25 protein-coding genes and 1 pseudogene are annotated in these 24,841 nt (G+C 71.8%); 16 read left to right on the forward strand and 10 right to left on the reverse strand.

The features are described 5' to 3' along the window. The 4 genes from ABZ656_RS42285 to cobI all read left to right on the forward strand — a co-directional run. Nucleotides 1–715, forward strand: a 715-nt coding sequence (locus tag ABZ656_RS42285; protein ID WP_360275721.1) for a VWA domain-containing protein, incomplete at its 5' end; no start/stop codon positions are given. Next, nucleotides 715–1,314, forward strand: a complete 600-nt coding sequence (cobO, locus tag ABZ656_RS42290; RefSeq protein WP_101405899.1) for a cob(I)yrinic acid a,c-diamide adenosyltransferase — start codon at nucleotides 715–717, stop codon at nucleotides 1,312–1,314. The genes ABZ656_RS42285 and cobO, both read left to right, overlap by 1 nt. Further along, nucleotides 1,308–2,693, forward strand: coding sequence for a cobyrinate a,c-diamide synthase (locus tag ABZ656_RS42295; protein ID WP_101405898.1), 1,386 nt, complete (start codon nucleotides 1,308–1,310; stop codon nucleotides 2,691–2,693). Before cobO ends, ABZ656_RS42295 begins: the two co-directional genes overlap by 7 nt. Beyond that, nucleotides 2,690–3,439 (forward strand): precorrin-2 C(20)-methyltransferase, encoded by a 750-nt coding sequence (gene cobI / locus ABZ656_RS42300; RefSeq protein ID WP_360275726.1) that lies wholly within the window; start codon nucleotides 2,690–2,692, stop codon nucleotides 3,437–3,439. The genes ABZ656_RS42295 and cobI overlap by 4 nt, the downstream gene beginning before the upstream one ends. Before the next feature lie 11 nt (nucleotides 3,440–3,450). Here cobI and ABZ656_RS42305 read toward each other — a convergent pair whose 3' ends face one another. Beyond that, nucleotides 3,451–4,185: a ZIP family metal transporter gene (locus tag ABZ656_RS42305; protein WP_101408224.1), complete on the reverse strand. Its 735-nt coding sequence runs from the start codon at nucleotides 4,183–4,185 to the stop codon at nucleotides 3,451–3,453. A gap of 119 nt (nucleotides 4,186–4,304) precedes the next feature. Between ABZ656_RS42305 and cobM the strand changes: the two genes are divergently transcribed. The 6 genes from cobM (at nucleotide 4,305) to cobC (ending at nucleotide 10,933) form a co-directional block, all read left to right on the forward strand. Then, nucleotides 4,305–5,129 (forward strand): precorrin-4 C(11)-methyltransferase, encoded by an 825-nt coding sequence (gene cobM, locus ABZ656_RS42310; RefSeq protein ID WP_101405897.1) that lies wholly within the window; start codon nucleotides 4,305–4,307, stop codon nucleotides 5,127–5,129. Then, entirely contained in the window at nucleotides 5,126–6,376 is a 1,251-nt protein-coding gene (gene cbiE / locus ABZ656_RS42315) for a precorrin-6y C5,15-methyltransferase (decarboxylating) subunit CbiE (protein ID WP_360275730.1), read from the forward strand. Before cobM ends, cbiE begins: the two co-directional genes overlap by 4 nt. Further along, nucleotides 6,373–8,163, forward strand: coding sequence for a precorrin-3B C(17)-methyltransferase (gene cobJ, locus ABZ656_RS42320; RefSeq protein ID WP_360275733.1), 1,791 nt, complete (start codon nucleotides 6,373–6,375; stop codon nucleotides 8,161–8,163). Before cbiE ends, cobJ begins: the two co-directional genes overlap by 4 nt. A gap of 184 nt (nucleotides 8,164–8,347) precedes the next feature. Beyond that, nucleotides 8,348–8,932 carry a precorrin-8X methylmutase gene (locus ABZ656_RS42325; protein ID WP_101405894.1) on the forward strand — a complete coding sequence of 195 codons (585 nt, stop codon included), beginning with the start codon at nucleotides 8,348–8,350 and terminating at the stop codon, nucleotides 8,930–8,932. Then, on the forward strand, nucleotides 8,929–9,864 hold the full coding sequence (locus tag ABZ656_RS42330) for a sirohydrochlorin chelatase (RefSeq protein WP_360275736.1): 936 nt from the start codon (nucleotides 8,929–8,931) through the stop codon (nucleotides 9,862–9,864). The genes ABZ656_RS42325 and ABZ656_RS42330 overlap by 4 nt, the downstream gene beginning before the upstream one ends. Further along, the gene (gene cobC, locus ABZ656_RS42335; protein ID WP_360275739.1) at nucleotides 9,854–10,933 is read left to right on the forward strand and encodes an Rv2231c family pyridoxal phosphate-dependent protein CobC; all 1,080 of its coding nucleotides are present in this window, start codon (nucleotides 9,854–9,856) and stop codon (nucleotides 10,931–10,933) included. The genes ABZ656_RS42330 and cobC overlap by 11 nt, the downstream gene beginning before the upstream one ends. Nucleotides 10,934–11,514: 581 nt before the next feature. Here cobC and ABZ656_RS42340 read toward each other — a convergent pair. The 5 genes from ABZ656_RS42340 to ABZ656_RS42360 all read right to left on the reverse strand — a co-directional run bounded on the left by ABZ656_RS42340 (nucleotide 11,515) and on the right by ABZ656_RS42360 (nucleotide 16,326). Then, the gene (locus ABZ656_RS42340; protein WP_101405891.1) at nucleotides 11,515–12,423 is read right to left on the reverse strand and encodes an SCO1860 family LAETG-anchored protein; all 909 of its coding nucleotides are present in this window, start codon (nucleotides 12,421–12,423) and stop codon (nucleotides 11,515–11,517) included. Between the two features lie 291 nt (nucleotides 12,424–12,714). Further along, nucleotides 12,715–13,806: an amidohydrolase family protein gene (locus ABZ656_RS42345; RefSeq protein ID WP_101405890.1), complete on the reverse strand. Its 1,092-nt coding sequence runs from the start codon at nucleotides 13,804–13,806 to the stop codon at nucleotides 12,715–12,717. A gap of 35 nt (nucleotides 13,807–13,841) precedes the next feature. Next, nucleotides 13,842–14,654 (reverse strand): amino acid ABC transporter ATP-binding protein, encoded by an 813-nt coding sequence (locus ABZ656_RS42350; protein WP_101405889.1) that lies wholly within the window; start codon nucleotides 14,652–14,654, stop codon nucleotides 13,842–13,844. After that, the gene (locus tag ABZ656_RS42355; RefSeq protein WP_101408223.1) at nucleotides 14,651–15,484 is read right to left on the reverse strand and encodes an amino acid ABC transporter permease; all 834 of its coding nucleotides are present in this window, start codon (nucleotides 15,482–15,484) and stop codon (nucleotides 14,651–14,653) included. Before ABZ656_RS42355 ends, ABZ656_RS42350 begins: the two co-directional genes overlap by 4 nt. Next, the gene (locus tag ABZ656_RS42360) at nucleotides 15,481–16,326 is read right to left on the reverse strand and encodes a transporter substrate-binding domain-containing protein (RefSeq protein WP_101405888.1); all 846 of its coding nucleotides are present in this window, start codon (nucleotides 16,324–16,326) and stop codon (nucleotides 15,481–15,483) included. Before ABZ656_RS42360 ends, ABZ656_RS42355 begins: the two co-directional genes overlap by 4 nt. A 235-nt stretch (nucleotides 16,327–16,561) precedes the next feature. Here ABZ656_RS42360 and ABZ656_RS42365 point away from each other — a divergent pair, with 235 nt between their 5' ends. The 6 genes and pseudogenes from ABZ656_RS42365 (at nucleotide 16,562) to thpD (ending at nucleotide 21,534) form a co-directional block, all read left to right on the forward strand. Next, complete coding sequence (locus tag ABZ656_RS42365) at nucleotides 16,562–17,662, forward strand: aminotransferase class V-fold PLP-dependent enzyme (protein WP_101408222.1); 1,101 nt, start codon at nucleotides 16,562–16,564, stop codon at nucleotides 17,660–17,662. A gap of 114 nt (nucleotides 17,663–17,776) precedes the next feature. Further along, nucleotides 17,777–17,917 (forward strand): annotated as a pseudogene (locus ABZ656_RS42370) (DUF664 domain-containing protein); the annotation flags it as partial. Nucleotides 17,918–18,200: 283 nt separating this feature from the next. After that, nucleotides 18,201–18,740 (forward strand): diaminobutyrate acetyltransferase, encoded by a 540-nt coding sequence (gene ectA, locus ABZ656_RS42375; protein WP_360275745.1) that lies wholly within the window; start codon nucleotides 18,201–18,203, stop codon nucleotides 18,738–18,740. Between the two features lie 139 nt (nucleotides 18,741–18,879). Beyond that, on the forward strand, nucleotides 18,880–20,151 hold the full coding sequence (ectB, locus tag ABZ656_RS42380; protein ID WP_101405886.1) for a diaminobutyrate--2-oxoglutarate transaminase: 1,272 nt from the start codon (nucleotides 18,880–18,882) through the stop codon (nucleotides 20,149–20,151). 60 nt (nucleotides 20,152–20,211) lie between these two features. Beyond that, nucleotides 20,212–20,616, forward strand: a complete 405-nt coding sequence (locus tag ABZ656_RS42385) for an ectoine synthase (RefSeq protein WP_360275748.1) — start codon at nucleotides 20,212–20,214, stop codon at nucleotides 20,614–20,616. A 6-nt stretch (nucleotides 20,617–20,622) separates the two neighbouring features. Next, nucleotides 20,623–21,534: an ectoine hydroxylase gene (thpD, locus tag ABZ656_RS42390; protein ID WP_360275751.1), complete on the forward strand. Its 912-nt coding sequence runs from the start codon at nucleotides 20,623–20,625 to the stop codon at nucleotides 21,532–21,534. A 28-nt stretch (nucleotides 21,535–21,562) separates the two neighbouring features. Here thpD and ABZ656_RS42395 read toward each other — a convergent pair whose 3' ends face one another. From ABZ656_RS42395 to ABZ656_RS42410, 4 genes are all read right to left on the reverse strand, one after another. Next, the gene (locus tag ABZ656_RS42395; RefSeq protein ID WP_360275754.1) at nucleotides 21,563–22,612 is read right to left on the reverse strand and encodes an aminotransferase class V-fold PLP-dependent enzyme; all 1,050 of its coding nucleotides are present in this window, start codon (nucleotides 22,610–22,612) and stop codon (nucleotides 21,563–21,565) included. Nucleotides 22,613–22,728: 116 nt separating this feature from the next. After that, on the reverse strand, nucleotides 22,729–23,448 hold the full coding sequence (locus ABZ656_RS42400) for a DsbA family oxidoreductase (RefSeq protein ID WP_360275757.1): 720 nt from the start codon (nucleotides 23,446–23,448) through the stop codon (nucleotides 22,729–22,731). Between the two features lie 77 nt (nucleotides 23,449–23,525). Next, on the reverse strand, nucleotides 23,526–24,032 hold the full coding sequence (locus tag ABZ656_RS42405; RefSeq protein ID WP_101405882.1) for a GNAT family N-acetyltransferase: 507 nt from the start codon (nucleotides 24,030–24,032) through the stop codon (nucleotides 23,526–23,528). A 63-nt stretch (nucleotides 24,033–24,095) separates the two neighbouring features. Continuing rightward, nucleotides 24,096–24,704 (reverse strand): DUF1349 domain-containing protein, encoded by a 609-nt coding sequence (locus tag ABZ656_RS42410; protein WP_101405881.1) that lies wholly within the window; start codon nucleotides 24,702–24,704, stop codon nucleotides 24,096–24,098. Between the last annotated feature and the right edge of the window lie 137 nt (nucleotides 24,705–24,841).

Here is a 24,841-nt window from a genome sequence, read left to right on the forward strand (position 1 = left end):
GTCGCGGCGGCCCCGAGGGGCACTCACCAAGCTGCACCTGGCGGCGACCGTGCGGGCGGCGGCGCCCCATCAGCGGGCGCGGGGGCGGTCGGGGCGCGGTCTCGTCGTGCGGCGGGACGATCTGCGCCAGGCCACCCGTGAGGGGCGTGAGGGCAACCTCGTGCTGTTCGTGGTGGACGCCTCCGGGTCGATGGCGGCGCGGCAGCGGATGAGTGCCGTCAAGGGCGCGGTGCTGTCGCTGCTGCTCGACGCGTACCAGCGGCGGGACAAGGTGGGGCTCGTGACCTTCCGGGGGTCCTCGGCCGACGTGGCGCTGCCGCCCACCTCGTCCGTGGACGCGGCCGCCGCCCGCCTCGAGTCGCTGCCCACGGGCGGGCGGACGCCGCTCGCGGCGGGGCTGCTGCGCGCGCACGACGTGCTGCGGTGTCGGCTGCGCGGTGCCGCCCGGCGGCCGCTGGTCGTCGTGGTGACCGACAGGCGGGCCACCGGCGGCCCTGAGCCCGTCGCGCTCGCCGAACGTGCGGCGCGGCTGTTCGCGGCCGACCAGGTCGCCTCCGTGGTCGTCGACTGCGAGGCGGGGCCCGTGCGGCTCGGACTCGCGGGACGGCTCGCGGGTGAACTGGGCGGCACGGCGGTGACGCTGGACGAGTTGCGGGCCGACGCGATCGCCGGGCTCGTGCGCGATGTGCAGGGGACTTCGAGGAGGGCCGCGTAATGCCGCAGGGGCAGCCGAGTGTCGTACCGGAGGACGGACTGACGACGCGTCAGCGCCGCAACCGCCCGCTGGTCGTGGTGCACACGGGGATCGGGAAGGGCAAGTCCACCGCCGCCTTCGGGCTGGCGCTGCGCGCCTGGAACCAGGGGTGGCCCATCGGGGTGTTCCAGTTCGTCAAGTCGGCGAAGTGGAAGGTCGGGGAGGAGAACGCGCTGCGCGTGCTCGGCGCCTCCGGCGAGGGCGGGTCCGTCGACTGGCACAAGATGGGCGAAGGGTGGTCGTGGGTGCAGCGCGACTCCCAGATGGACAACGAGGAGAAGGCCCGCGAGGGCTGGGAGCAGGTCAAGCGGGACCTCGCCGCCGAGACGTACAAGCTGTATGTGCTGGACGAGTTCGCCTACCCCATGCACTGGGGATGGGTGGACGTCGACGAGGTCGTCGCCGTGCTGCGGGACCGGCCCGGGACCCAGCATGTCGTGATCACCGGGCGCAACGCTCCCGGGAAGCTCGTCGAGTTCGCGGATCTCGTGACGGACATGTCCAAGGTCAAGCATCCGATGGACGCCGGCCAGAAGGGCCAGAGGGGCATCGAGTGGTGATTTCCGTCCCTCGGCTGGTCATCGCCGCGCCCACGTCCGGGAGCGGCAAGACCACCGTTGCCACGGGGCTGATGGCGGCCTTCGCCTCACGGGGGCTCGCCGTGTCCCCGCACAAGGTGGGGCCCGACTACATCGACCCCGGGTACCACGCGCTCGCCACCGGGCGCGTGGGGCGGAATCTCGACGCGTATCTGTGCGGTACGGAGCTGATCGCGCCGTTGTTCGCGCACGGCGCGCGCGGGTGCGATCTCGCGATCGTCGAAGGTGTGATGGGGCTGTACGACGGGGCCGCCGGGGAGGGTGAGCTCGCGTCCACGGCGCAGGTGGCGAAGTTGCTGCGGGCGCCGGTGGTGCTGGTCGTCGACGCGTCGTCACAGTCCCGGTCCGTGGCCGCGCTGGTGCACGGGTTCGCTTCCTGGGATCCCGAGGTGCGGGTCGCGGGGGTGATCCTCAACAAGGTGGGGTCCGAGCGGCACGAGTCGATGCTGCGGGAGGCTCTCGACGCGTCCGGGGTGCCGGTGCTCGGCGCGTTGCGGCGCGCTCCGCAGGTGGACACGCCTTCTCGGCATCTGGGGTTGGTGCCGGTCGCCGAGCGGCGCGCGGATGCCTTGGATGCCGTGGGGGCGATGGCCGAGCAGGTGCGGCGCGGGTGTGATCTGGATGCGCTGTTCGCGTTGGCGCGTGGTGCGGGTGAGTTGGCGGGTGCGGCTTGGGACGCGGCTGAGGTCGTTGCTGCTCAAACGCCGGACGGGCTGAAGGACCGGGCTCCGGCCGGAGTGAAGAGGGTGGCCGTTGCCGGAGGGGCCGCCTTCACCTTCTCCTATGCCGAGCATGCCGAGTTGCTGACCGCCGCGGGAGCCGAAGTCGTCGCCTTCGACCCTCTGCGGGACGAACAACTGCCGGACGGTACCGGCGGGTTGGTCATCGGTGGAGGGTTTCCCGAGGTGTACGCGCCCGAGCTGTCCGCCAACGAGCCGTTGCGCAAGGCCGTGGCCGAGCTGGCGTTCGGCGGGGCGCCGGTCGCCGCCGAGTGTGCCGGGCTGCTGTATCTCTCTCGCGAGCTCGACGGGCAGCCCATGTGCGGGGTGCTCGACGTCTCGGCCGGGATGAGTGAGCGGCTCACCCTGGGCTATCGGGACGCCGTGGCCGTGAGTGACAGCGTGCTCGCCGTCGCCGGGACGCGGATGCGGGGGCACGAGTTCCACCGGACCCTCGTCGAGCCGGGCGCCGGGGCGGCTCCCGCCTGGGGGGTGCGCGCCCCCGAGCGGCGCGTCGAAGGTTTCGTACAACAAGGTGTGCACGCGAGTTATGTGCACACGCACTGGGCGGCACAGCCCGGTGTCGCCCGTCGGTTCGTGGAGAGGTGCCGGACGTCATGAGCAGCAAGCTGATCGGAATCGGGGTCGGCCCCGGTGACCCGGAGCTGGTGACCGTCAAGGGCGTCAACGCGCTGCGTGCCGCCGAGGTCGTGGTCGTACCGGTGATGGCCGCGCCTGATGGAAAGGACGGAGGAGAGCGGGGGCGCGCGGAGGCCACCGTCCTGCACTACGTGCCCGAGGAGAAGGTCGTCCGCGTCGTGTTCGCGCTCAACGAGCGGACCGACCGGGGGCGGCGCGAGGCCGCCTGGGACGCCGCCGGCGCGCGGGTCGCGGAGCTGCTCCGGCGGCACGCGTCCGTCGCCTTCGCGACCATCGGCGATCCGAACGTGTACTCGACCTTCACCTATCTCGCGCAGACCATCGAGGAACTGGTGCCCGGCACGGTCGTCGAGACCGTACCCGGTATCACCGCCATGCAGGATCTGGCGGCACGTTCCGGGGCCGTGCTCACGGAAGGGACCGAACCGCTCACCCTCGTGCCGGTGACCGCCGGGGCCGCCGTGCTCAAGGACGCCCTCAACGGGCCCGGGACCGTCGTCGCGTACAAGTTCGGGCGGCAGGCGCAGGAGGTCGCTGAGGCGCTGCGGGTGACGGGGCGGCTCGACGACGCCGTGTGGGGGTCCGCGCTCGGGCTGGAGGGCGAGTCCGTCCGGCCCGCCGCCGACCTCGACGGCGAGCCGCTGCCGTACCTCTCCACCCTCATCGCACCCGCCCGGCGGGACGGCAAACGCGGCGGGAAACTGTGAGCCCCGGAGAGTCACCCGCTTCCGGCGAGACCCACCACCAGCCAGATGAACCCCGCTCCCGCGATCGTGCACAGCAGGGTCGAGCGGGCCGGGTGCTCGTGGTGCGCCTCGGGGAGGATCTCGGCGGCGGCCAGGTACAGGAGTACGCCGCCGAAGAGGCCGAGATAGCCGCCGAGCGCTCGCTCCGGGATGGTGAAGAACAGGGTCGAGGCGGCGCCGATCACCGGGGCCACCGCGTCCGCGAACAGCATCGTGATCGCCTTGCGGCGCGCGTTCCCGTACAGGCTCGTGATCGTGTACGTGTTGAAGCCGTCCGCGAAGTCGTGGGCGATCACCGCGAGCGCGACCGCCAGGCCCATGCCGCCGCCGACCTGGAAGGCGGCGCCGATCGCGACGCCGTCCATGGCGCTGTGCCCGACCATCGCCGCGGCGGCCGTCAGGCCCACCTCGGGCGCGCGTCCGTCGTGCTCCTCGCCGCCGTGCGCGACCTGCCGGGCGGCCAGCAGCCGTTCCACCAGATGGGCCAACAGGAACCCGGCGACGAACAGCAGCAGGGCCGCCGGTACGCCGAACACCTCCTCGCCCGCCGCCTTCAGCGCCTCCGGGAGCAGATCCAGGCCGACCACGCCGAGCATCAGCCCGCCCGCCAGGCCCAGCACCAGGTGGCGGCGGTCGGTGACCCGCTGTGCCGTCCAGCCGCCGGCCAGCGTCATCAGGAACGCGCCGAGCGCGACGAAGACCGCCATGAGCCCTTCGTATCCGATCGCACCCCGTTCGCGCACATCCGGCGACAATCTCGCGCCCACCGACGCGCCCACTGACTTCTCGCAGCACCCGATACATCCGTAGGAGAGGACCGATTCCCATGGCCGATGCCCCCACCGGCAAGGTGACCATCGTCGGGGCAGGGCCCGGCGCCGCCGACCTGCTGACGTTCCGCGCCGCGCGCGCCATCGCCGAGGCCGACGTCGTGATCTGGGCGGCCAGCCTGGTGCAGGCCGAGGTCCTCGAGCACGCGCGCGAGGGGGCGGAGATCCTGGACTCGGCGACGATGTCCCTGGAGGACGTCGTGGCCGTGTACGAGCGGGCGGCGGCGGAGGGGCTGAAGGTGGCCCGCATCCACTCCGGCGACCCGGCCCTGTGGGGCGGTACGCAGGAGCAGCTGGACCGGTGTGCGGACCTCGGCGTCGAGACCGAGATCATTCCCGGCGTCTCCTCCTTCTCCGCCGTGGCCGCGCTCGCCCAGCGCGAGCTGACGATCCCCGAGGTCGCGCAGTCCGTGATCCTCACCCGGCTCGGCGGCGGCAAGACGCCCATGCCGCCCGGCGAGGAGGTGCGGGAGTTCGCACGGCACGGCACGACCATGGCGCTGTTCCTTTCGGCCGCCCGCAGCGGACAGCTCGTACGGGAACTGCTGGAGGGCGGCTATCCGACGTCCACGCCGGTCGTGGTCGCCTACCAGGCGACCTGGCCGGAGGAACTGATCGTGAAGTGCACGATCGAGACGCTGGAGGAGACCGTCAAGGAGCACAAGCTCTGGAAGCACACCCTCTTCCTGGTCGGCCCCGCCCTCGACGCGACCGGTACCCGCTCGCACCTCTACCACCCCGGTCACTTCCACGGCTTCCGCAGGGCCGATCCGCAGGCACGCGCGGAGCTGCGCGCGGCCCGCAAGGGCAGTCCGTCGTGATCACCGTCTTCGGTACGGGGACGGGGGCACCGCTTTCCACGGACGCCTCGGACGCGCTGGCCGACGCCGGGCTCGTCGTCGGCGCCCGACGGCACCTTGCGGCGGCGCGGCTGCCCGACGCGGTCGAGCGGATCGGGCTGGGGCCGCTCGCGCCCGCCCTCGACGCGATCGAGGGATGCCTGGAAAAGGAGCGGCGCGTCGTCGTGCTCGCCTCCGGTGACCCCGGGTTCTTCGGGATCGTGCGGGCGCTGGCCGAGCGGTTCGGGGCCGAGCGGCTGGACGTGCGCCCCGGTGTCTCGTCCGTCGCGACCGCCTTCGCGCGGCTCGGGCTGCCCTGGGACGACGCGGTGGTGGTGAGCGCCCACGGGCGCGCGCTGCGCACGGCCGTCCAGGTCTGCCGCTCCCACCCGAAGGTGGCGGTGCTGACCGGGCCCGGCTCCGGGCCCGCCGAGCTGGGCGCCGCCCTCGCCCACCGCTCCGCCGGGCGCATCCTCGTCGTGGCGAGCGCCCTCGGGGACCCCGGGCACGAGCGCGTGGAGCGGGTCACCCCGGCGGAGGCCGCGGCCCGCGACTGGGGTACGGCGGTGAGTGTCGTCCTGTGCCTCGACGAGTCGCGGGCCCTCGCCCCCGTGCGGACGGTCGCCGGTCCCCAGGCCGGACCCGACCGATGGGCCCTGGACGAGCGCGAGTTCGCCCACCGCGACTCGATGATCAGCAAGTTCGAGGTGCGGGCGCTGGCGCTGGCCCGGCTCGGGCCGCGCCTGGGTGATCTGGTCTGGGACGTCGGCGCGGGCTCCGGGTCCGTCGCCGTCGAGTGCGCGCGGTTCGGGGCCGCCGTCACCGCGATCGAGAAGACACGGGACGGCTGTGACCGGATCCTCGCCAACGCCGAGGCGCACGGCGTCGACGTCCGGGTGGTGCACGGGGCCGCGCCGACCGTGCTGTCCGACCTGGACGATCCGGACGCCGTGTTCATCGGCGGCGGGGGGCGCGAGCTGCCCGCCATCGTGACGGTCTGCGCACGGCGGGCCCGGCGGGCCGTTGTCGTCGCCATGGCCGCGCTCGACCGGGTGCCGGCGGCCCGGGAGGCGCTCACCACCGCCGGGTTCGACTGCGACGGCGTACTGCTGCAGTCCTCCCGGCTCGCGCCGCTGCCCGGGAACGTCACCCGGCTCGCGGCCACCAACCCCGTTTTTCTGCTGTGGGGCGTCCGGCCTCCGGCGCGTACCGAAGGAGTCCTCCAGTGATCGGCCTGATTTCCGCCACGGCGGCGGGCGCGGCGGCCCGTGACCGGCTGGCCGCGGCCTGGCCCACCCGTACGCGGGTGTACGACTGGTCCGCCGGATCCACTGAGTCCGCCGGGTCCGCGTCCGCCGGGTCCGCGTCCGGTGAGTCCGCCGGAGCCGCGTCCGCCGAGTCCGTCGAGTCCGTCGAGTCCGTCGGGGACGCCGTGCGGCGGGCCTTCGCGGAGTGCGACCAGTTGGTGTGCTTCCTCGCCACGGGCGCGGTGGTGCGGCTGATCGCGCCGCTGCTGGGCGACAAGACGTCCGACCCGGGGGTCGTGTGCGTGGACGAGGGCGGGCGGTTCGCCGTGTCGCTCGTCGGCGGTCATGGCGGCGGCGCCAATGAACTCGCCCGCGAGGTGGGCGAGTTGCTCGGGGCCGAGCCGGTGGTGACGACGGCGACGGACGCGGTCGGAGTGCCGGGACTCGACACGCTCGGCTTCCCCGTGGAGGGGGAGGTCGCCGCGGTCACCCGGGCACTGCTGGACGGCGAACCCGTAGCCCTGCGGGCCGAGTCGGCGTGGCCGCTGCCGCCCCTGCCGGTCGCGGCGGAGGGCGCGTACGGCATTCGTGTCACCGACCGGGCCGTGGCGCCCGGCGAGCGCGAAGTGCTGCTGCGGCCGCCCTCCCTGGTGGTGGGGGTCGGCGCGTCCAAGGGCGCCCCGGTGGCGGAGGTCCTCGGTCTCGTCGAGGACGTACTCCGTGACGCCGGGCTGTCCCCGAGGTCCGTCGCGGAGCTGGCCACCGTCGACGCCAAGGCCGAGGAGCCCGGCATCGTCGAGGCCGCCGGACGGCTCGGGGTGCCCGTGGTGACGTACACCGCCGAGGAGTTGGCGACGGTGGACGTGCCGAACCCCTCAAACGCGCCGCTCACCGCCGTCGGCACCCCGTCCGTGGCGGAGGCCGCCGCCCTCGTACGCGGGGGTGAACTCCTCGTACCCAAGCGGAAGTCGACGCGTGCGGACGGGCAGCCCGCGATGGCCACCTGTGCCGTCGTGCGCCGCGTGGCACGCGGGCGGCTCGCGGTGGTCGGGCTCGGGCCCGGCGCCCGTGACCTGCTCACCCCGCGGGCGAAGGAGGAGCTGCGGCGGGCGTCCGTGCTCGTCGGACTCGACCAGTACGTCGACCAGATCCGCGATCTGCTGCGCCCCGGCACGCGGATCCTGGAGTCCGGGCTCGGCGCCGAGGAGGAGCGGGCGCGCACGGCGGTGGCCGAGGCGCGGCGCGGCCAGGCCGTCGCGTTGATCGGCAGCGGCGACGCGGGCGTGTACGCGATGGCGTCACCGGCGCTGGCCGAGGCGTCCGACGACATCGACGTGGTCGGGGTGCCGGGCGTGACCGCCGCGCTCGCGGCCGGGGCGATCCTGGGCGCGCCGCTGGGCCACGACCACGTGTCGATCAGCCTCTCCGACCTGCACACACCGTGGGAGGTCATCGAACGCCGGGTGCGGGCGGCGGCCGAGGCGGACATCGTGGTGACGTTCTACAACCCGCGCAGCCGGGGTCGCGACTGGCAGCTCCCGAAGGCGCTCGCGATCCTCGCCGAGCACCGGGAACCGACGACGCCGGTCGGGGTCGTCCGCAATGCCTCCCGGCCGGACGAGTCGAGCCGGGTGACGTCGCTGGGGTCCCTGGATCCGGCGATCGTCGACATGATGACCGTCGTGACCGTGGGCAACACGGCGACGCGGGAGGTCGCGGGGCGCATGGTGACGCCCCGCGGCTACCGCTGGCAGGAGGACCCCAATTGAACCCTCCTCCTCGCGAACGAGGAGGCTTCCTGGCTCACGCTGCTCGGTCGCTCGGCGAACGATCGAGTCTTCCGCGATCAACACCAGCCGGGTTGGAACCAGCCCGGTTTCCCCAAGGATTGGAGGCTGCTGTGCTGGCTCGGTTCTCGCTCAGCACGCGGCGACGTTACCACCGGGAGGCCCGGTGAACCGCGTGATCCACCCGATCGAGCAGGAGTCCTTCCGGCGGCTGCGTGCCCGCCTGGACACCTCGCACTTCCCGCCGCTGACGCGGGCGGTCGTGGAGCGGGTCATCCACTCCGCGGCCGACCTCGACTACGCGGCCGACCTCGTCACCGACGAGGGCGCCCTGGTGAAGGCGCACGCGGCGCTGCACGCCGGGGCGCCGGTCGTGGTGGACGTGGAGATGGTCGCGGCGGGCATCACGCGCCGCGACACCGTCTGCCGCCTCAGGGACGCCAAGTCCGGCCCGGGGCTGACCCGTTCGGCCCACGCGATCCGGCTCGCGTACGAGGACGTCGGGCCCGGCGCGCTCTGGGTGATCGGCTGTGCGCCGACCGCGCTGGAGGAGCTGCTGACCCTCGACGCCGCCCCGGCGCTCGTCATCGGGCTGCCCGTCGGCTTCGTCGGCGCTGCCGAGTCCAAGGCCGCGCTGCGCGAGAGCGGACTGCCCGCCGTCAGCAACGTGTCCGAGAAGGGCGGCTCGGCGGTCGCCGCCGCCGCGCTCAACGCCCTGCTGTACCACCCCGCAACCAAGGAGTTTTCGTGACCACCCCGCCCCCCGCCCTGCTCATCGCCGGACACGGCACCCGGGACGAGGCCGGAGCCGAGGCCTTCCGCGACTTCGTACGGCGGTTGGGGCGCCGCCACCCCGAACTGCCCGTCGCCGGAGGGTTCATCGAACTGTCGCCGCCGCCGCTGGGTGACGCCGTGACCGAACTGGTCGAGCAGGGGGTACGCCGGTTCGCCGCCGTGCCGCTGATGCTGGTGTCCGCCGGGCACGCCAAGGGGGACATCCCGGCGGCGCTGGCCCGCGAGAAGGAGCGGCACCCCGGGATCTCGTACACGTACGGGCGCCCGCTGGGCCCGCACCCGTCGCTGCTGGCGGTGCTCGAACGGCGCCTGGACGAGGCGCTCGGCTCCACGGCCCGTAGGCCCGAGGACCGAGCCGATGTGACCGTGCTGCTCGTCGGGCGCGGCTCCACCGACCCGGACGCCAACGCCGAGGTGCACAAGGCGGCGCGGCTGCTGTGGGAGGGGCGTGGGTACGCGGGCGTCGAGACGGCGTTCGTGTCGCTGGCGGCGCCGGACGTCCCGTCGGGTCTGGACCGCTGCGTGAAGCTGGGCGCGCGGAGGGTCGTGGTGCTGCCGTACTTCCTGTTCACCGGCATCCTCCCCGACCGGGTGCGGCAGCAGACCGAGGGCTGGGCGGCCGCGCACCCGGACGTCGAGGTGCAGTCGGCCGAGGTCATCGGACCCGAGCCGGAGCTGCTCGACCTGGTCATGGAGCGCTACCGGGAGGCCGTCAAGGGCGACCTGCGGATGAACTGCGACTCCTGCGTCTACCGCATCGCGCTGCCCGGCTTCGAGGACAAGGTGGGCCTCCCCCAGCAGCCGCACTTCCACCCGGACGACGACGGGCACCACCACGACGGACACCACCACGGGCACCACCACGGCGGGCACGCGCATGCGCACTGAGGGCGTGCACGGGGGCGACGCGCACGATCTGCGGCACCACGGGGACTCCGAGGTGCGGGACGACGGCTCGGCACTCACCGATCTCGCGGTGAACGTCCGTGCGGACACGCCTCCGGCGTGGTTGCGCGAGCACGTCGCCGCGTCACTGGACGGGCTCGCGGCCTACCCGGACGGGCGGGCCGCGCGGGCCGCGGTGGCGGCGCGGCACGGGGTGCCGGTGGAGCGGGTGCTGCTGACCGCGGGGGCGGCGGAGGCGTTCGTGCTGCTGGCCCGCGCCCTGAAGGTCCGTCAGCCGGTGGTGATCCACCCGCAGTTCACCGAGCCGGAGGCGGCGCTGCGGGATGCCGGCCACACGGTCGACCGGGTGCTGTTGCGTGAGCCGGACGGCTTTCGGCTGGATCCCGCGGCCGTACCCGAGGACGCGGACCTCGTCGTGATCGGCAACCCGACCAATCCGACGTCCGTGCTGCACCCGGCGGCCGCGATCGCCGCGCTCGCCCGGCCCGGGCGGACGTTGGTGGTCGACGAGGCGTTCATGGACGCGGTGCCGGGTGAGCGGGAGGCGCTGGCCGGGCGGACGGACATTCCCGGGCTTGTCGTGCTGCGCAGTCTCACGAAGACGTGGGGGCTGGCGGGGTTGCGGATCGGGTACGTCCTGGCCGCGCCCGACACGATCCGTGAGCTGTCCCGTGCGCAGCCGCTCTGGCCCGTCTCCACGCCCGCCCTCGCGGCGGCCGAGGTGTGCATGTCGCCCCGGGCGCTCGCGGAGGCCGCCCACGCGGCTCGGCGGGTAGGCGCCGACCGGGCCCATCTCGTCGCGGGGCTCAGGGAGTTCGAGCCCGACGGGTTGCGGGTCGTCGAACCCGCCGAGGGGCCGTTCGTGCTGGTTCGGCTGCCTCGGGCGGTGGTGGTGCGGCGTCAGTTGCGGGGGCTCGGGTTCGCGGTGCGGCGTGGGGACACGTTTCCGGGGCTGGGGGACGACTGGCTCCGCCTGGCCGTACGTGACCGGGCCACCGTCAACGGGTTCCTCCAGGCGTTGGACCGGGCGATGGTCGTGGCTGGGATATGAGGGTGGGTGCGGCACGGGGTTTCCTCGCCCCCGCCGCCCCTACCCGTCCCATCCGTACCCGGGGGCTGCGCCCCAGACCCCGGGTACGCCTGAACGGCCTCGTCCTCAAACGCCGGACGGGCTGAAAGACGCACGCCGGGGTCGAGGCTTTCAGGGGCGCGGGGAACTGCGCGACCAGCCCCCACCGGCCCGCGGCCGAACGAACCCGGGCGGGCGGAGGACGCGAGGCGAAGCCCCCGCCTCAAGGGCGCGAGGAACTCCGCAACCAGCCCCCACCGGCCCGCGGCCGAACGAACCCGGGCGGGCGGAGGACGCGAGGCGAAGCCCCCGCCTCAGGGGCACGGGGAACTCCGCAACCAGCCCCCACCGGCCCGCGGCCGAACGAACCCGGGCGGGCGGAGGACGCGAGGCGAAGCCCCCGCCTCAGGGGCGCGAGGAACTCCGCAACCAGCCCCCACCGGCCCGCGGCCGAACGAACCCGGGCGGGCGAAGGACGCGAGGCGAAGCCCCCGCCTCAGGGGCGCGAGGAACTCCGCGACCAGCGCCCGCTCCCCCGCAGTCGAAGAACGCCCCGCCGGGGGTCAGGAGTGGCGGCGGCGGGCCAGGGCGACGGCCGCTCCGCCCGCGGCCAGGAGCACGACCGCGCCACCCACCACGTACGGGGTCGTCGACGCACCACCGGTCTCGGCGAGGCCCGACTCCGCCGGTGCCCCCTGGGGCTTGATGTCGGGGGCGGAGGCGGGGGCAGACACGGAGACAGCGGGCGCGGCCGGGGTCTCGCAGGTGACGGACCCCAGAGTCAGGGTGCCTTCCACATCCGCGACGTTCAGCTTCAACGGGTTGACTGAGACCTTGAGTTCGAGCGCGGACGCGGCCGCCGTACGGGACGTGGTCCGCGTCTTGGAGAAGTCGAGCCGGACCTCACCGACCCCCGGCACCTTCACCTCCGTCGGACCGCCCACCGTCAGCGTCACCTTCTTGCCGAGAACGGTCACCCCGCCCAGAAGGGTGGCGGACGCCACGGGCTTGCGACCCGTCTCACAGGTCGCCTTCGAGGTCACCTGCCCGACCTCGATGAGGGACAGCAACGGCAGCCCGGGGACATGGATCCGCGCACGGGTGAGGTTCGTGGACGCCTCGGCCCCCGACGCGGACACCGTCGCCTTCGCGGAGGCGACATCCGCCCGCAGCACACTGAACGGCTGCCCACCGTCGACCCCGTCCAGCCTCGCCGTCAGCGCGGTCCGTTCGGCGCTCTGCGGCGCCCGCACCTCGTCGAGGGAGACCGCGAGCGGGACGTTCACGGTCTTGTCGAGCAGGGACACGTCGAGCCCGGTGCGCAGCACGACGGCGCTCGCGCGACCGTGGTCGGCGCTCGCGTGCGCGGAACCCGCACCGGCCAGCACCACCGGACCGGCGGCGAGGACGGTGGCCGCCGCGCCGGCGGTGAAACGGCGTACGGGCATGCGGAAGGTGGTGTTGGCGTTCAAGGGTGGGACCCCCAGGAGAGAACAGCTTGGGACCCGGCAAGAATTACGCACCGAGAGTGAACAGTCAGCAACCTGACGTGACTTCACTCCAACGTGGGGTTTCCGGGAGTTCGTTCGAATCTCACGACACAGCTGGGCACGGATGTTCCCCACCGTCACCCACTCAACTGCCCTGCCCCGAACACGCCGGTCGACGCTCCGGAGCGCGCACGGTGGTGTGTAACGAGGCCACCGGCGGACGCGTAACGCTCCGTCAACCGGACGTCCGGACGCCCGACGACCTCTCCGCCGCTAGCCCACGACCTGCCCGTTCAGCACCACCCGGCGCGGAGCCGCCAGCACCCGTACGTCCGCGCGCGGATCCCCCTCGTACACCACGAGGTCGGCGGGCGCGCCCTCGTCCAGCCCCGGCCGCCCGAGCCACCGCCGGGCACCCCAGGCCGTCGCGGACAGCGCCTCGACCGGCGGGATGCCCGCGGTGACGAGTTCGGCGACCTCGCCGGCCACCAGACCGTGGGCCAGCGAACCACCCGCGTCGGTGCCGACGTAGACCGGGACTCCGGCGTCGTAGGCGGCGCGCACGGTGTCGTAGCGGCGTTCGTGCAGTGCCCGCATGTGCGCCGACCAGCGCGGGAACTTCGTCTCTCCCCCGGCGGCGAGCTGCGGGAAGGTGGCGATGTTGACGAGCGTGGGGACGATCGCGACCCCACGGGAGGCGAAGAGGGGGATCGTCTCCTCGGTCAGACCGGTCGCGTGCTCGACGCAGTCGATGCCCGCCTCGACCAGGTCCCTGAGCGAGTCCTCCGCGAAGCAGTGCGCGGTCACCCGTGCGCCGAGGCGGTGCGCCTCGGCGATCGCCGCCGCAGCGGCCTCGCGCGGCCAGCAGGCGCTGAGGTCGCCCGTCTCGCGGTCGATCCAGTCGCCGACCAGTTTCACCCAGCCGTCGCCGCGCCGGGCCTCCTGGGCGACGTACGCGACCAGGTCATCCGGCTCGATCTCGTGCGCGTAGTTGCGGATGTAGCGACGGGTGCGGGCGATGTGCCGGCCCGCTCTGATGATCTTCGGTAGGTCGGCGCGGTCGTCGATCCAGCGGGTGTCGGAGGGCGAGCCCGCGTCCCTGATGAGGAGGGTGCCGGCCTCGCGGTCGGTGAGCGCCTGCTTCTCGGAGACGTCGTCGGGGACGGGCCCGTGCGCGTCGAGGCCGACATGGCAGTGGGCGTCGACGAGGCCGGGGAGGGCCCAGCCCTCGACGCTACGGATGTCACGGGCGCCGGCGGGACGCTCGTAGGAGATCCTCCCGCCGACGACCCACAGTTCGTCCCGGACGTCGTCGGGCCCGACGAGCACCCGCCCCTTCACGTGCAGCACCGCGCGATCGCTCATGCACCGCACCTTAATTCGTGCCGAACGGCGAGACGCTACGGGCCCTTTTCGGTGCCTTCCTCCACGTCCGCCATCGCCGGGTCCAGCAGCCGGGACAGGAAGTGGCGGGTGCGCTCGTGGCTCGGGTTGCCGATGACCTGCGCGGGGACGCCGTCCTCGACGATCACGCCGCCGTCCATGAAGACGACCCGGTCTGCGACCTCGCGCGCGAAGCTCATCTCGTGGGTGACGACCATCATCGTCATGCCCTCGTGGGCGAGCCTGCGCATGACGGCGAGTACGTCGCCGACGAGCTCCGGGTCGAGCGCCGAGGTCGGCTCGTCGAAGAGCATCACCTCGGGGCCCATGGCGAGCGCGCGGGCGATCGCGACGCGCTGCTGCTGGCCGCCGGAGAGGGAGGAGGGGTAGGCGTCGGCCTTCTCGGACAGGCCCACCCGCGCCAGGTTCTCGGCGGCGACCTTGGCCGCCTCCTCCTTGTCCCGCTTCAGCACCCGGCGCTGCGGGAGCGTGAGGTTCTCGGTCACCGACAGGTGCGGGAAGAGGTTGAACTGCTGGAAGACCATGCCGATCCGGCGGCGTACGGCGTCGATGTCGACGTCGGGGTGCGTGACCTCGGTACCGCCGACGAAGACCTGCCCCTTGGTGGGTTCCTCCAGGAGGTTCACGCAGCGGAGCAGGGTGGACTTGCCGGAGCCGGAGGGTCCGATGACGCAGACGACCTCGCCCTGTCCGATCTCCAGGTCGATACCGCGCAGGACGTCGTTGGCGCCGAAGGACTTGTGCAGGTCCCGGACGCCGATCTCCGGAGTGCCGGTGCCGGTAGTGCCGGTACTGCTGGTGCTGGTCACTTGGTGGCCTCCCCGGCCTTGGCCTCCAGGCGGCGTACGACGAATCCGAGCGGCACGGTGACGAGCAGGTAGCACAGGCCCGCGACCAGGATCGGTGTGGAGTTGGCGGTCTGGCTCGCCAGGTCGCGCCCGAACTTGGTGAGTTCGCGCTCCTCCAGGGTGACCCCGAGGAACAGCACCAGCGAGGAGTCCTTGAAGAGGAGGACGAGCTCGTTGGTGAGCGGCGGAATCACGATGCGGAACGCCTGCGGGATGATGATCGAGACCATGGCCCGGGCGTGCGAGAAGCCCAGCGAACGGGCCGCCTCCATCTGCCCCTTGGGCACCGCCTGGATGCCCGCGCGGATCGTCTCGGCCATGTACGCGGCCGAGACCAGGCCGAGCGCGAGCGCCACCTTGCCGTAGGTGCCGCCGGGGATCTCCGTGCCCGGGAACGCGAGCGGCACGGCGACGCCCACGAAGACGAAGATCAGCAGGGCGGGCAGGCCCCGGAAGATCTCGATGTAGATACCGGCGACCCAGCGGTAGGGGCCCACCGAGGACAGTCGCATCAGGGCGATGACCAGGCCGAGCACGAGACCGACGACGAAACCGGACATCGTGTAGAGCACGGTGTTCTTCAGCGCCAGCGTGATGACGTCCGGGAACATCTGCTTGACCAGGTCCCACTGCGCGAACTGGTTCTTCAGACGTCCCCAGTCCGCCGTGACCGCGAAGGCGATCACGGCGGCGACGAAGACGACGTACTGCGCGCCGCGCGAGAGGGCACGCTTCTGGCGCCGGGTAAGGCCGGACCTGCGGGGCTGGAGTCGTGCGCCGGCATCGCTCATGAGGCGGACGGGGAGGCGGTGGCCGCGGACGCGGGGTACGGGCCGATCCACTTCTCGTAGAGCTTCTTGTACGTGCCGTCGGCCTTGGCCTGCTTGATCGCCTTGTTGATCTCGGCGAGGAGCTTGGTGTTGCCCTTCTTGACCGTGAATCCGTACTGCTCACCGGTGTTGAGGTTGTCGACCACCTTGAAGGCGTCGGCGTTCGCCTTGTCCTTCAGCCAGCCCTGGACGACCGGGTAGTCGATGATGACGGCCTGGACCTGGCCGGTGCGCAGGCCGTTGAGGACGGCGTCGGAGGACTCGAAGGAGACCGGGTCGTAGCCGTGCTTGCGCACGTAGTCCTCGCCCGTCGTCTGCGCCTGGGCCCCGAGCTTCTTGCCCTTGGCCTTCACGTCGGCGAGGGAGTTGACGCCGCTCTTCTTGTCGACCAGGACGGCCTGGGTGGCGTCGAAGTACGGATCGGAGAAGTCGACGTTCTTCTTGCGTTCCGGGGTGATCGTCATACCGGCCGCGGCGAGGTCGCACTGGCCGGAGTTGAGGAACGCGCCCGTCTTGAAGTTCTCGAAGGGCGTGTCGACGATGGCCTGCTTCACGCCGAGGTTCCCCGCGACCAGGTCGATCAGCGCGACGTCGAAGCCCTGCACCTTGCCGTTGATCTCCGACTGGAACGGCGGGTACGGGAGGTGGGTGCAGGTCGTGACCTGGCCCGCCTTGACCAGGGGAACGCCCTTGGCACTGCTCTGGCCCCCTCCGCCGGAGGAACAGCCGGCCACGAGCAGCAGCCCGGCCGTGGCGGTGGTGGCGGCCAGAATGCGCGTCCGGCGTCCGAGGACCGAGTTCACAGAGACCTCCTGTGGGGGGAATGGAGGATTCTGATTATAAGGAAAGGTTTGACTCACTCAAACCAATCCGATGGCTGTTGCGCCGTTCGGCCTCGGAAGTCATGCCTCACGGGGCTGTCCGGCCGTACGACCTGAGGGTGTCCGCCCGTACGACCGAGGATCGCCGCGGCGCGACAAGGCCGCCGGATACGCTCGGGGCTGCGCATTGGAACCCGTGAGCGAAGAGAGCACCGTCGTGACCCATCCCTTCCTGGACCTCGCCCCGCTGAGCGCCGCCCACTTCGCGGCGATCGAGGACCGCGTGGCGCGGCTGCTCTCCACCGAGCAGGACGTCGTGATCATGCAGGGCGAGGCGCTGCTGCCCCTGGAGGGTGCCATTCGCGCCACGGCCGGGCCCGGCACCACCGCGCTCAACGTGATCACCGGCCCCTACGGGCAGACCTTCGGGGACTGGCTGCGGGACTGCGGGGCGACGGTGATCGATCTCGCGGTGCCGTTCCACACGGCGGTGACGGCCGCGCAGGTGCGTGACGCCTTTGCCGAGCATCCGGCGATCGACTTCGTCTCACTGGTGCACGCGGAGGCGGCGACGGGCAACACGAATCCCGTCGCGGAGATCGGCGAGGTGGTGCGTGCGCACGGCGCGCTGTTCTACCTGGACGCCGTCGCCTCGATCGGCGCGGAGCCGGTGCTGCCGGACGCGTGGGGAGTCGACCTGTGCGTGATCGGGGCGCAGAAGGCGATGGGCGGTCCCGCCGGGGTGTCGGCGGTGTCCGTGAGCGAGCGGGCGTGGGCGCGGATGGCCGCCAATCCCGGGGCGCCGCGTCGGTCCTACCTCTCCCTGCTGGACTGGAAGGAGCGGTGGGTCGACGGCGGGCGCAAGGCACTGCTGCACGCGCCGGCGCAGCTGGAGATGCTGGCGCTGGAGGCGTGTGTCGAGCGGATCGAGGCGGAGGGGCTCGACGCGGTGATGCGCCGCCATGCCCTGGCGGCGGCGGCCACGCGGGCGGGGGCGGTCGCTCTGGGTGGCGGGCTGGAGCCTTATGTGTACGAGGCGGGGGACGCGGCGCCGGTCGCCACGACGTTGCGGGCGCCGTCCGGGATCGATGCGGGGGTGTTGGTCGCGAAGGCTTTGGCCGCGGATCCGGTGTTGCCGTTGGTCGCGGGTGGGGGTGCGCTGGCGAAGGAGATGATCCGGGTGAACCACTATGGCCCCGATGCGACGCCGGGGGTCGTGCACTCCTGCCTCGCGGCGTTGGGGGCGGCGATGGCCGAGTCCGGCCTCATGGTCGACCTGGAAGCGGCACGCCGCGCGACGACGGAGGCATGGTCCTAGCCCGAACCCGGGACTCCGCCCCAGACCCCGGGTGGGCGTGTCGGCTGCGGCGGGCGGGGCCTGGCGCGCAGTTCCCCGCGCCCCTGAGGGCGGCGGGGGCGAGGGACGTCGGAGCTCACGCTGCCGGGGCTCGTCCAGCACCTCGCCGAGGTCGAACGGAACTGGTTCCATCGTGCGCGAGGGAACCAGCGGACTTGCCGGAGCTTAATCGCGCATCAATTGACGAGACGCTCACCACGCTTATTCTTGCATTAACCCGAAGAGTAGCTTCCCGCATTCTTCTGCCCGCTTTCCCCGCCTCTAAACGCAAAGATTTCGCGAACGCCAACCAACGTAATTCGGGCACATCTCGTGGCCATTACGTGTCTGTGACGCACTCCACAACGCGCCCGCTTCCTCCCCTATTTTCCGGGCAAACCATCCCTTTCCACCACCCGCAGTGCAGGGTTCTCGCGGGCGCGTGATAACACAACGGCGCGTCGTACGTAACCCCAGCCGACGATGCAATTTGAGATTTCCCTGGGTAAATTAAATCCGCATGACCGCCGCACAAGCAGACCTGCAAGCGGAATTCCTGAAAATGCCGGAGGGCCTTCGGATCGACCGTCCGAAGGTGGCGGACGGAGCCGCGCTCTGGCATATCGCCAAGGACTCCGGAACCCTCGACCTGAACTCCTCGTACAGCTATCTGCTGTGGTGCCGTGACTTCGCCGGTACGTCGGCGGTGGCGCGCGACGCGGACGGCGTGCCCGTCGGCTTCGTCACCGGATACGTCCGGCCCGAGCGCCCGGGCACCCTGCTCGTGTGGCAGGTGGCCGTCGACGCCGCCCACCGCGGACGCGGACTGGCCGCGGCCCTGCTCGACGGACTGACCGCGCGGGTCACGGAGCAGCGGACGATCACCGCCGTCGAGACCACGATCACGCCCGGCAACACCGCCTCCGAGCGCCTGTTCACCTCGTACGCGCGCCGCCACGGCGCGAGCGTCGAGCGCGAAGTGCTGTTCGAGACAGGGCAGTTCCCGGACGGACCGCACGACCCCGAAGTGCTCTACCGGATCGGTCCGCTCCCCGGCTGACCCCGGGCCGCCGGCTCCCAGCTGACCCTGGGCCGGCCCCCGGCCGACCCGGACATCCCCCTGCCTTCCCCCTGCCTTCCCCCTGCCTGCCTCCCTGACCTTCCCCTCCCTCCCCCCACGCACCGAGGAGCGATTCGCCGTGACCATCATCCAGCCCGACCTGAGCGTCTTCGAGACCCTGGAGTCGGAGGTGCGCAGCTACTGCCGCAGCTGGCCCACCGTCTTCGACCGGGCCCGGGGCAGCCGGATGTCCGACGAGGACGGACACGAGTACCTCGACTTCTTCGCCGGTGCAGGGTCCCTGAACTACGGGCACAACAACCCCGTACTCAAACGGGCCCTCATCGACTACCTGGAGCGCGACGGCGTCACCCACGGTCTCGACATGTCGACGACCGCCAAGCGCGCTTTCCTGGAGGCCTTCCAGAACCTCGTCCTACGGCCGCGCGACCTGCCGTACAAGGTCATGTTCCCGGGGCCGACGGGCACCAACGCCGTCGAGTCCGCGCTGAAGCTGGCGCGGAAGGTGAAGGGGCGCGAGGCGATCGTGTCCTTCACCAACGCCTTCCACGGGATGTCGCTGGGCTCGCTCGCCGTGACCGGGAACGCCTTCAAGCGGGCCGGTGCCGGGATTCCGCTCGTGCACGGGACCCCGATGCCGTTCGACAACTACTTCGACGGCCAGGTGCCGGACTTCCTCTGGTTCGAGCGGCTGCTCGGGGACCAGGGGTCGGGGCTCAACCAGCCCGCTGCGGTCATTGTCGAGACCGTGCAGGGCGAGGGCGGCATCAACGTCGCCCGGCCCGAGTGGCTGCGCGCCCTCGCCGACCTGTGCCGGCGGCGCGACATGCTGCTCATCGTCGACGACATCCAGATGGGCTGCGGGCGGACGGGAGCGTTCTTCTCCTTCGAGGAGGCGGGGATCGTGCCCGACATCGTGACCGTGTCCAAGTCCATCAGCGGGTACGGACTGCCCATGTCGCTGTGCCTGTTCAAGCCCGAGCTGGACGTCTGGGAGCCGGGCGAGCACAACGGCACCTTCCGCGGCAACAACCCCGCGTTCGTCACCGCCGCCGCGGCCCTGGAGACGTACTGGTCCGACGGGTCCGCCATGGAGAAGCAGACCCGTGCCCGCGGCGAGCAGATCGAGCAGGCGCTGATCTCCCTCACCGAGGAGAACCTCGCCGACGTGAAGGAGTACCGGGGGCGCGGCCTCGTCTGGGGCCTCGAGTTCCACGAGAAGCAGCGTGCGGGGCGCGTCGCGCAGCGCGCCTTCGAACTCGGGCTGCTCATCGAGACCTCCGGCCCGGAGAGCGAGGTCGTGAAACTCCTCCCCGCGCTCACCATCACCCCCGACGAGCTCGACGAGGGCCTGCGCACCCTCGCCCGAGCCGTAAGCGAAACCGTCTGACAGACGTCCGGCGGGCGTCCGACAGATCCGACAGATCTGACAGAAAGGCACGGCACCACCGTGATAGTCCGTTCGTTCAAGGACATCGAAGGCACCGACCGGCATGTGAAGGCCGCGACGGGTACCTGGGAGAGCAAGCGCATCGTCCTCGCCAAGGAGAAGGTGGGTTTCTCCCTCCACGAGACGGTCCTGTACGCGGGTACGGAGACGTCGATGTGGTACGCGAACCACATCGAGGCCGTGCTCTGCCTGGCGGGCGAGGCCGAGCTGACCAACGACGAGACCGGTGAGACGCACTGGATCACGCCGGGCACGATGTACCTGCTCGACGGCCACGAGCGCCACACCATGCGCCCCAAGACCGACTTCCGGTGCGTCTGCGTCTTCAATCCGCCCGTCACCGGACGGGAGGACCACGACGAGAACGGCGTCTACCCGCTGCTCACCGAACCCGAGGAGGTCTGAAGCCCCATGACCACGACCACCGCGACCACCGCGACCACCTTCACCGATCTCTACCCCAGCCGCGGCGCCGCCGAGGTGTCCGTGCCCCGTCAGGACCCGGTCGTCTGGGGCGCGCCCGGCACTCCCGGGCCGGTCTCCGTGCCCGACCTCCAGGCCTACGAGCGTGACGGCTTCCTCGCGATCGAGGAACTGATCGGCGAGGACGACGTCGCCCTCTACCGGGCCGAGTTGGAGCGGCTGGTCACCGATCCGGCGATCCGCGCCGACGAGCGCTCGATCGTCGAGCCCGCCACGCAGGAGATCCGGTCCGTCTTCGAGGTGCACCGGATCAGCGAGGTCTTCGCCGCGCTCGTACGCGACGAGCGGGTCGTCGGGCGGGCCCGGCAGATCCTCGGCTCGGACGTCTACGTCCACCAGTCGCGGATCAACGTCAAGCCGGGCTTCGGGGCCAGCGGGTTCTACTGGCACTCGGACTTCGAGACCTGGCACGCCGAGGACGGGCTGGCGAACATGCGGACCCTGTCCGTGTCGATCGCGCTGACCGAGAACCACGACACCAACGGCGGCCTCATGATCATGCCGGGGTCGCACAAGACGTTCCTCGGCTGTGCGGGGGCCACCCCGCAGGACAACTACAAGAAGTCGCTCCAGATGCAGGACGCGGGCACCCCGTCCGACGAGGCGCTCACCCGCTTCGCCGACCGGCACGGCATCAAGCTCTTCACGGGCCGGGCCGGTTCGGCGACCTGGTTCGACTGCAACTGCATGCACGGCTCCGGGGACAACATCACCCCGTTCCCGCGCAGCAACGTCTTCATCGTGTTCAACAGCGTGGAGAACGCGGCGGTGGAGCCGTTCGCGGCGCCGGTCCGCAGGCCCGAGTTCATCGGTGCCCGTGATTTCACACCCGTGAAGTAGCCGCGAGCGTGAAGGGCCCCCGCCGGGGTCAGCCGGACAGGACGTCCAGCAGTCGGTCGACGTCGGCGGGGGTGTTGTACAGGTGGAAGGCCGCGCGAAGGTTGCCCGCCCGGTCGGAGACCTCGACCCCGGCCTCACTCAGCTCCGGCTGGCGTCGGCCGAGTCCGGGGACGGACACGATCGGCGAGGCGGGGGCGGAAACCGGTGCGTGGCCGAGCCCCTGGAGCCCGGCGCGGAAACGGTCGGCGAGGGCGAGGTCATGGGCGTGTACGTTCGCCACGCCCAGCTCCTCGACGAGCTCCAGCGAGTGCCGGGCGCCCGCGTACGAGAAGAGGCTGGGGCTCTCGTCGAACCGCCGGGCCGAGTGGGCGAGTTCCTGCACCGGTCCGTAGCAGCTGTCCCAGGGCGCCTCACCCGCGACCCAGCCGGCGAACACCGGAGTGAGGCCGCCGAAGTCCTCCGGAACGACCAGGAAGGCCACGCCCCGAGGGCAGACGAGCCACTTGAAGGCGACCGAGGAGACGAAGTCGTACGCGTCGGCCTCCATCGGCAGCCAGCCGGCGGCCTGGGACACGTCCACGTACGTACGCGCTCCGTGCTCGCGCGCGGCCCGGGCGATGCCCGCCAGATCGGCGATCCGCCCGTCCGCGGACTGCGCTGCGCTGACCGCGACGAGCGCGGTGCCCGGACGTACGGACTCGGCGATCCTCTCCAGCGGTACGGCGCGCAGCTTGAGGTCGCCACGGACGTGGAAGGGGTTCACGACGGAGCTGAAGTCGTCCTCCGCGGTGAGGACTTCGGCGCCCGGCGGCAGCGAGGCGGCGATCAGTCCGCTGTAGACGGCGACCGAGGCCCCGGCCGCCACCCGGCCCGCGGGGACCCCGGCCAGCCGGGCGAAGGCGGCGCGGGCGGCCTCCACGTCGTCGAACATGTCGGACGGCCGTCCGTCGGCGACGGACTCGACGGCGGCGCGCATGGCCTCGACCGTGCGCGCCGGCAGGAGTCCGCAGCTCGCGGTGTTCAGATAGGTGTTCTTCGGGGCGAACTCGGCTCGTACGAGGCTCTCGAAGGTCTCCATGGGACCACTGTGCGGCCCCGAGCACCTCTCGTCCATTACGAAGTTTTGCGTGGTTCCGGTAAGGACTGCTTATACGTCCGCCCCGACCTGCGCTTTCACCGCCGTGCCGGACGGGCTTACGGCTGCGGTACGGCGCATCCGTCCGGGCCGCAGGCCTCCGCGTCGGCGGAACCGTCCTGGATCAGCTTCAGCGGCGGGCGCTCGCCCCACGCCTGGGTCAGGGCCTGTGCGAAGACCTCGGCGGGCTGGGCGCCGGAGACGCCGTACTTGCGGTCCAGGACGAAGAACGGCACCCCGTTCGCGCCGAGCTCGGCGGCCTCGCGCTCGTCGGCGCGCACCTCGTCGGCGTACGCCTTCGGGTCGGCCAGCACCTCGCGGGACGCCTCGGCGTCGAGCCCGGCGGCGACGGCCAGCTCGACGAGTCGCTCGTCGTCGTTGAAGACGGTCCGCTCCTCGGCGAAGTTCGCCTTGTACAGCAGGCCGATCAGCTCGTCCTGGCGGCCCCGCTCCTTGGCGAAGTGGAGGAGACGGTGCATGTCGAAGGTGTTGCCGTGGTCGCGGTCCCGGGTGCGGTAGTCCAGGCCTTCGGCGGCGGCCTGCGTGCCCAGGTTCTCCTCGCCGGCCTGCGCCTGCGCCTCGCTCATGCCGTACTTCTTGGTCAGCATCTTGATCACGGGCTGGATGTCGCCCTTGGCGCGACCGGGGTCCAGCTCGAAGGAGCGGTGCACGACCTCGACCTCGTCACGGTGCGGGAAGGCCTCGAGCGCCTTCTCGAAACGGGCCTTTCCGACATAACACCAGGGACAGGCGATATCCGACCAGATCTCGACGCGCATGTCTTCGGCTCTCTCCAGGTCGTACGAATACGGGCCCCTCCGGGGGCTGGAGTACGTGAACGTTCAAGCGGCCGATTTCATTCCCCGGCGACGGCGTAGCGCAGGAAGAGGTGGTGATCGCCTTCGGCGGGCGGGTTCTCCGGGTCCGGGACCCAGCCCTGGCGGGCGTAGAAGGCCTGGGCGCGGGCGTTGTCGACGTGCACGTCGAGGGTGGCCGTGTGCTTGCCGTCGGCCCGCCACTGTTCGAGGCAGGCCGTGTGCAGTGCGGTGCCGATGCCTTCGCGCCAGCGGTCGGGGGCCACGTGGAACTGGAAGAGCGTCACGGTGCCGGCGGGGGCGCCTTCCGCGGTACGGAATGAGGCGATGCCCACGAGGTGTCCGTCGCGCACCGCGCACAGGACGTGGCCGTCGGGACGCTCGATGGCACCGCGCCAGCGTGCGGGCCAGTCGAAGCCGTCTTCCGGCAGCCCGTCCGGGTAGTAGGTCGCACGGGCGCGGACGTGGAGGTCGGCGATGGTGGCGGCCTCGCTGGGCAGCGCGGTTCTGATGACGAAGGGGCCGCTGGTGCGGGGTGTGCTGATCATGCAGCGGAGGACGTGATGGAGGGGGCCACGGTTCCCGCTGCGCGGCCGACCCCCCACCCGCGGTCAGCTGCCGTCTCTCAGGTCCTGGGGCCAGTTCGGGCGGAACTCGATGCCGTCGTACGTCACCACGCACCCCTCCCCCATCGGCGACTGCGTCATGAAACCGACGAGCGCGGCGGACGTCTCCTTCTCGTCGCCCAGGGTGAAGAGCCGGATGAAGGTCCAGCGCTTGCCGTCGCGGGAGGCGTGGAAGGCGAAGGCCCGCCCCGTGCGGCTGATCCGCAGCCAGACGGAACTGCCGTCCACGGTGAAGGAGTTGGCGTCGTCGGAGTGCCCCCGGGTGACCACCGTGCAGACGGTGGGCACGTCCGGGGAGTTCTCCAGGCAGAGCTTCGCCCAGGCCCGCTCCCCCACATGGACGTAGAGGACCCCCGCGTCGAAGGCCGCGCCGAAGCCGACCGTGACGCGGGCGATCAGCTGGAAGTCCCCCTCCGGCGCCCCGAGAAGGCGGGGCGCGTCGGAGGCGGGGTCCAGTGCCTCGTCGGTGGGCGGCACGAAACGGTCCTGGCGGGGGCCGGCCCAGCCGGTGAGTATCCCGTCCTCGTGCGACCAGTGCCCGTCAGGCCCGTAGGTACGTAGAGGAAAGGGAAGTTCGGGAAGTTCGACGTCCATTCACCAATTCTCTCAGGCCAAGTCCCGCGCCCCAAAGGGGCGCGGGGGACAGCGCGACCAACCACAACCGCCCCCCCCCCCCCCAACAAACCCACACCCCACCCCCCTACCCCACCACACCAACCGCGGAACCAAGC

This window comes from Streptomyces sp. NPDC007095, assembly GCF_040634475.1.
Lineage (GTDB): Bacteria > Actinomycetota > Actinomycetes > Streptomycetales > Streptomycetaceae > Streptomyces.

What these genes read in the sequence shown, in the direction of transcription:
- cobO (WP_101405899.1), top strand. Translation starts at nt 715, where the DNA reads ATGCCGCAGGGGCAGCCGAGTGTCGTACCGGAGGACGGACTGACGACG.
- cobI (WP_360275726.1), top strand. Translation starts at nt 2,690, where the DNA reads ATGAGCAGCAAGCTGATCGGAATCGGGGTCGGCCCCGGTGACCCGGAG.
- ABZ656_RS42305 (WP_101408224.1), bottom strand. Translation starts at nt 4,185, where the DNA reads ATGGCGGTCTTCGTCGCGCTCGGCGCGTTCCTGATGACGCTGGCCGGC.
- cobM (WP_101405897.1), top strand. Translation starts at nt 4,305, where the DNA reads ATGGCCGATGCCCCCACCGGCAAGGTGACCATCGTCGGGGCAGGGCCC.
- cobC (WP_360275739.1), top strand. Translation starts at nt 9,854, where the DNA reads ATGCGCACTGAGGGCGTGCACGGGGGCGACGCGCACGATCTGCGGCAC.
- ABZ656_RS42345 (WP_101405890.1), bottom strand. Translation starts at nt 13,806, where the DNA reads ATGAGCGATCGCGCGGTGCTGCACGTGAAGGGGCGGGTGCTCGTCGGG.
- ABZ656_RS42355 (WP_101408223.1), bottom strand. Translation starts at nt 15,484, where the DNA reads ATGAGCGATGCCGGCGCACGACTCCAGCCCCGCAGGTCCGGCCTTACC.
- ectA (WP_360275745.1), top strand. Translation starts at nt 18,201, where the DNA reads ATGACCGCCGCACAAGCAGACCTGCAAGCGGAATTCCTGAAAATGCCG.
- thpD (WP_360275751.1), top strand. Translation starts at nt 20,623, where the DNA reads ATGACCACGACCACCGCGACCACCGCGACCACCTTCACCGATCTCTAC.
- ABZ656_RS42395 (WP_360275754.1), bottom strand. Translation starts at nt 22,612, where the DNA reads ATGGAGACCTTCGAGAGCCTCGTACGAGCCGAGTTCGCCCCGAAGAAC.
- ABZ656_RS42400 (WP_360275757.1), bottom strand. Translation starts at nt 23,448, where the DNA reads ATGCGCGTCGAGATCTGGTCGGATATCGCCTGTCCCTGGTGTTATGTC.
- ABZ656_RS42405 (WP_101405882.1), bottom strand. Translation starts at nt 24,032, where the DNA reads ATGATCAGCACACCCCGCACCAGCGGCCCCTTCGTCATCAGAACCGCG.
- ABZ656_RS42410 (WP_101405881.1), bottom strand. Translation starts at nt 24,704, where the DNA reads ATGGACGTCGAACTTCCCGAACTTCCCTTTCCTCTACGTACCTACGGG.